This window comes from Xanthomonas sp. SHU 199 (assembly GCF_000364665.1).
Classification (GTDB): Bacteria; Pseudomonadota; Gammaproteobacteria; order Xanthomonadales; family Xanthomonadaceae; genus Xanthomonas_A; species Xanthomonas_A sontii.
In genome coordinates this window covers 1-5,388 of sequence record NZ_AQOI01000093.1, presented here as the reverse complement: position 1 = coordinate 5,388, position 5,388 = coordinate 1, and the positions used below count along the sequence as shown (strand labels likewise).

Sequence of the window (5,388 nt, the reverse complement as noted above, 5' to 3'; positions counted from 1 at the left end):
GGCCGGCGGCGCGGGCGGCTGCCGGTCGCAGGCGGCGAGCGCGAGCAGCAACACCGCCACGCCTGGTTGAATCGGCTTCATCGCACTTCCTCACTGGACCAGCGCATAGGCTAGCGTGCATGCCCTCGCCCTGCACGGCAGCGGCGACCCACTGCCAGGCATGCGCGGCCGAGCACCGCGTCCCGGACCAGGCGTTCGACCACGTCGACGGCGTGCCGCTTGCCGGCACTGACACGCCGACGCATCGCCCCTGTCATCGGCATTTCACCGCGCTGCGCCACGCTGCGCGCCTACCGACCCCGCCGCCATGCACCCGCGCAAGACCGCCCTCGCCCTTGCGGCACTGCAATCGCACGATGCGCCGCTGGACATGCGCCAGCGACGCGTGCTGATCCTGGCCGACGGCCAGCGCAGCGTCGAGGAACTGGCCACGCTGGGCGGCCGCGGCGCCGATGCGATCGTGCAGGGGTTGCTGGAGCAGGGCTACCTGGACGATGGGCGCAGCGTCGCCGCCGCAACGGTGACCGCGAGCGCGCCACCACCACCGGCCGACCCGCGTCGCGCCCTGCTCAATGCGCGCATGTATCTGCTGGACCTGCTGCAACTGCAGCGGCATCCGGCCTCGCCTGCGCTGCAGCAACAGTTGCGTACAGCGCGCGAGGAGCAGGACACCCTGCGCGCGATCGCGCTGGCGCTGCGCGCCATGCCGGAGATGACCTCCGAGCGCTACGCGCAGCGCATCCGCGAGCGCGTGTTGGAGATCCTGCCGGCATCGCTGCACGGCGCGCTGACGGCCGCGGCGGAGGCCGCTTGACGGGCAGCGCCGCCGTGCGTGGCAGCGGCAGCCCCGGCAGCAGCCTGACGCCGGCGCCCGCTCAGGGCGCGCGGAAGTGCCGGCGCAGGCCCTGCCAGCACTGCTGGTAGTCGCGCTGGCGATGCGCGGCGTCCAGCGCCTGCGCGGTCGGGCGCAGCACCGCACGGGTCTCGAACATGAAGGCCATGGTGTCGGCGATGACGTCCGGGCGCGACAGGTCGGCCTGCGAGGCCTTGTCGAAGGTGGCCGCGTCCGGGCCGTGCCCGCTCATGCAGTTGTGCAGCGACGCGCCGCCCGGAGCGAAGCCGTCGGCCTTGGCATCGTAGACGCCGTGCACCAGGCCCATGAACTCGCTGGCCACGTTGCGGTGGAACCACGGCGGCCGGAAGGTGTGCTGCGCCACCAACCAGCGCGGCGGGAAGATCGCGAAATCCATGTTGGCGGTGCCGGGCGTGTCGCTGGGCGCGGTCAGCACGGTGAAGATGCTGGGATCGGGATGGTCGAAACTGATCGAGCCGATGGTGTTGAAGCGGCGCAGGTCGTACTTGTACGGCGCGTAGTTGCCGTGCCAGGCGACCACGTCCAGCGGCGAATGCCCGATCGGCGCGCGCCACAGATGGCCCTGGAACTTGGCGATCAGTGCGAAGTCGCCCTCGTCTTCCTCGTAGGCGGCGACCGGAGTCAGGAAGTCGCGCGGATTGGCCAGGCCGTTGGCGCCGATCGGCCCCAGGTCCGGCAGCCGCAACAGGCCGCCGAAGTTCTCGCACACGTAGCCGCGCGCGGGGCCGTCGGGCAGTTCCACGCGGAAGCGCACGCCGCGCGGGATCACCGCGATCTCCTGCGGGGCCACTTGCAGCGTGCCCAGTTCGGTGCACAGGCGCAGTTGCCCGAGCTGCGGGACCAACAGCAGTTCCGCATCGGCGTTGTAGAAGAAGCGGCCCTGCATCGACGCGTTGGCCGCATACAGGTGCACCGCCACGCCATGCTGCGCCTCGGCCGAACCGTTGCCGGCCATCGTGTACAGGCCATCGACGAAGTCCACCGGCGTCTCCGGCAGCGGCAACGGGCTCCAGCGCAACTGGTCCGGCGGCACCGGACCGCGCTGGAAGTCGTTGTGGAACGCGCCGGCACGGTCGTAAGCGACGAAGCCGCCGTGCACCACCGCCGGGCGGATGCGGTATAGCCAACTGCGCCGGTTGACGCCGCGCGGCGCGGTGAACGCGGTACCCGACAACTGCTCGGCGTACAGGCCATGGGCCACGCGCTGCGGCGAGTTCTGCCCGACCGGCAACGCGCCGGGCACCGCCTCGGTGGCGAATTCGTTGCCGAAGCCGGACATGTAGGAATCTGCGTTGACCATAGACATCCCCTCAACATTCGACGACGAAAGCAACGAGAAAATTAGCGTTAGCGGCTCAATCCTCAGTAGGTATCGACTTGGTATTCAAGCGAACCTAGCTGTGTTTCGGAATGGGCTTTAGTGCCGAGCAGAACCTGGGTGGCAACAAGTGCGCTGCGTCCATCGCGCTCTACCTGGATCTTCAACGGGAAGCGCCCACCCGCCTCATCACCCACCAACGCCACGTAGGTGTGGCTACTGCCATCTGCATTCTTAGCCTGATCATAGGCAGGTATCGTGCCTTCACGCAGATACAAGGCAGGCAATGGAGCGCCATTGAGCCACATGCGCAGCACCAGCATTCGACGTCCATCATCCAAGCACTCGCGCACCGTCACAGGTGGATCGCCGAATGCAGTGTAGGTATGGCTGATACACATCGTACCGACTGAAGCTGCAGTGGGGAGCGAGGACATAGCAGACACCAAGCTCAGCGCAGACAACAAAATGTATTTACTCGACCTCGCCACTCAGAGCACCCCGCGCTTCATCTGGTCGCGCTCGATGCTCTCGAACAGCGCCTGGAAGTTGCCTTCGCCGAAGCCCTCGTTGCCCTTGCGCTGGATGATCTCGAAGAAGATCGGGCCGATGCAGTTCTGGGTGAAGATCTGCAGCAGCTTGCGCTGCTTGGTCTCCAGGTCGGCGTCGATCAGGATCTTGTTGCGCGCCAGCCGCGCCACGTCCTCGCCGTGATTGGGGATGCGCTGGTCGATCACCTCGAAGTAGGTGTCCGGCGTGTCCAGGAACTCGACACCGGCCGCGCGCATGCGCTCGACGGTCTCGTAGATGTCGTCGGTGAAGCAGGCGATGTGCTGGATGCCTTCGCCGCGGTAGGCGTCCAGGTACTCGTTGATCTGGCTCTTCGGATCGGACGATTCGTTGAGCGGGATGCGCACCACGCCGTCCGGCGCGGTCATCGCCTTGGACACCAGCCCGGTCTTGGCGCCCTTGATGTCGAAGTAGCGGATCTCGCGGAAGTTGAACAGGCGCTCGTAGTAGTCCGACCAGCGCTGCATATTGCCGAAGTACAGGTTGTGGGTCAGGTGGTCGATGAAGGTCAGGCCGAAACCGGCCGGATGCTGCTCGGCACCGGGCACCGGCTCGAACTCGGTGTACACCGAGCCCTTCTCGCCGTACTGGTCGACCAGGTACAGCATGCAGTCGCCGATGCCCTTGACCACCGGTGCCGGCACCGCGCGGGTGTCGGCCTTGTCGGCGATCGCTTCGCCGCCGTTCTCCAGCACCTTGGCGAACACGTCGTCGGCCGGGTGCCGGAAGCGGATCGCGAAGCCGCAGGCGCAGGGACCATGTGCGGCCGCGAAGTCGGCGGCGAAGGAATCCGGTTCCTCGTTGACCAGGAAGTTGACCCCGCCCTGGCGGTACACGGTGATCGCGCGCTGGCGATGGCGCAGCACCGCGGTGAAGCCCATGCTGCGGAAGTACGCGTGCAACTGCTCGCCCTGCCCGGCCGGCGCGGCGAATTCCACGAACTCGAAACCGTCGATGCCCATCGGGTTCTCGAAGGTGGTGACCTGCATGCCGAGGTTGGTCGGCTGCGACGGATGCTGCGCTTGTGCATTCATGACGCGTCTCCTGGAGGGGGAGTCGCGGCGGCCGGGCCGAAATTTCGGATGCGGACGGGCGCCAGACTCGCGAGAATGGACCGTAGTATCCTCCGTTATAGTTACAAGTGAAACCACCAGCAAGGTGCAATGCAGCATGACGATCGCCACGCCCGCTCCCACGCCCGACTCGCCCTCCCTGGATCTGGAACGGTTCCTGCCGTACCGGATCAGCGTGCTGTCCAACCGCATCAGCAGCAACATCGCCCGCGTCTACGGCGAGCGCTACGGCATGGCGGTGACCGAGTGGCGGGTGATGGCGGTGCTGGCGCTGTATCCGGGGCTGTCGGCCGGCGAGGTCTCCGAGCGCACCGCGATGGACAAGGTGGCGGTGAGCCGGGCGGTGGCGCGGCAGCTGGAGCGTGGCTTCATCCAGCGCGAGACCCACGGCGACGACCGCCGCCGCTCGGTGCTGCACCTGACCGCGGCCGGGGTGGAGGTGTACCAGGTGGTGGCGCCGATGGTGCTGGAATGCGAACGGCGCCTGCTGGCGCCCTTCAGCGAGGACGAGCAGCGCCTGCTGAACCGGCTGATCGACCGCCTGGCGGCCGAGGGCCTGCCGAGCATGACCGGGCGCTGAGGCGCCGGGGCCCGTGACACCGGGGCCTCGAACACCGCAGGAGCGGCTTCATCCGCGACCGGGCATTCCTGGGAAGCCCGGTCGCGGCTGATCCCACAAAAGGGGACAAGACCCGCTCCTACGAGAACTGCGCTTCGCGGCCGCTCAGGCCTTGGGCGGCGCCCATTCCTTGAGGAAGTCCGAGAACTTCCTGCGATCGTAGTCCTTGCCCTTCTGCAGGTCGGCGAGCACCTGCGAGTGCAGCAGCTTGCCGTCGGCGTCGAGCACCAGCAGGTGCGGGAAGTCGACGATCTTCGGGTACTGCGCCATGAACGCCTCGTTCTTGTTGGCGTCGCTGACGTTGACTTTGACCCAGACGAAGTTGGCGTCGCGGAAGCTGCGCAGCTCCGCATCGCCCTCGATGAAGGTGTCCAGGGTGTGGCACCAGTCGCACGCCTCGTTGCCCACGTCGAGCAGGACGCGCTTGCCGCCGCGCTTGGCCTCGACCATGGCGGTGTCCAGGTCGTCGGCCGGATTGCGCTGCGGATCGAACTGCGCGCCCAGGGCCTTGGCCGCGGCCACGTCGGCGGCGGCCGGGGTATTGCCCGAGGCCACCGGCTGGCTAGGGTCGGCCACCGGCGGCTTCTGCACCGAGGTGTCCAGCGGCTTGGCCGGCGCCTGCGCGTCGGGCGGCGCCGCGGTCTGCCCGCACGCGCTCAGCGCCAGCATCGCCGCCAGGGCAGCGCAGATCGTCTTGTTCATCGCCATTGCCAGGTCCTCAGGTCATTTGACGCCGTGCATCAGTTTGTTGATCAGCGGCGCCACTAGGAAAAGGATCACCCCGGAAACGATCAGCGCCCAGAAGCCGAACGTATACCCCTTCAGCGCCGAGGCCACGGTCATGCCCTCTTCGCCGCTGACGATACCGGCAAAGATGCCCGACAGGTTGTTGCCGATGCCGGTGGACAGGAACCAGCCGCCCATGCCGAAGCCG

General features: G+C 67.5%; 6 protein-coding genes and 1 pseudogene. 2 read left to right on the top strand and 5 right to left on the bottom strand.

Annotation, left to right across the window (positions count from 1 at the left end; all coding sequences use genetic code 11):
• The first annotated feature begins 307 nt into the window (after positions 1-307).
• On the top strand, positions 308-814 hold the full coding sequence (locus D183_RS0104405) for a hypothetical protein (RefSeq protein WP_017907925.1): 507 nt from the start codon (positions 308-310) through the stop codon (positions 812-814).
• A 61-nt stretch (positions 815-875) separates the two neighbouring features.
• Here the strand turns inward: D183_RS0104405 and hmgA are convergent, their stop codons facing one another.
• From hmgA to hppD, 3 genes are all read right to left on the bottom strand, one after another.
• Positions 876-2,174, bottom strand: coding sequence for a homogentisate 1,2-dioxygenase (gene hmgA, locus D183_RS0104400; RefSeq protein ID WP_017907924.1), 1,299 nt, complete (start codon positions 2,172-2,174; stop codon positions 876-878).
• Between the two features lie 62 nt (positions 2,175-2,236).
• Positions 2,237-2,629 (bottom strand): hypothetical protein, encoded by a 393-nt coding sequence (locus D183_RS27325; RefSeq protein WP_157835174.1) that lies wholly within the window; start codon positions 2,627-2,629, stop codon positions 2,237-2,239.
• Positions 2,630-2,683: 54 nt separating this feature from the next.
• Entirely contained in the window at positions 2,684-3,751 is a 1,068-nt protein-coding gene (gene hppD, locus D183_RS0104395) for a 4-hydroxyphenylpyruvate dioxygenase (protein WP_087963682.1), read from the bottom strand.
• 181 nt (positions 3,752-3,932) lie between these two features.
• Between hppD and D183_RS0104390 the strand changes: the two genes are divergently transcribed.
• Entirely contained in the window at positions 3,933-4,415 is a 483-nt protein-coding gene (locus D183_RS0104390) for a MarR family winged helix-turn-helix transcriptional regulator (RefSeq protein WP_010341302.1), read from the top strand.
• A gap of 144 nt (positions 4,416-4,559) precedes the next feature.
• Here D183_RS0104390 and D183_RS0104385 read toward each other — a convergent pair whose 3' ends face one another.
• Positions 4,560-5,162, bottom strand: a complete 603-nt coding sequence (locus D183_RS0104385; protein ID WP_017907922.1) for a thioredoxin family protein — start codon at positions 5,160-5,162, stop codon at positions 4,560-4,562.
• A 15-nt stretch (positions 5,163-5,177) separates the two neighbouring features.
• A pseudogene (locus D183_RS23995) lies at positions 5,178-5,388 on the bottom strand (MFS transporter); the annotation flags it as partial.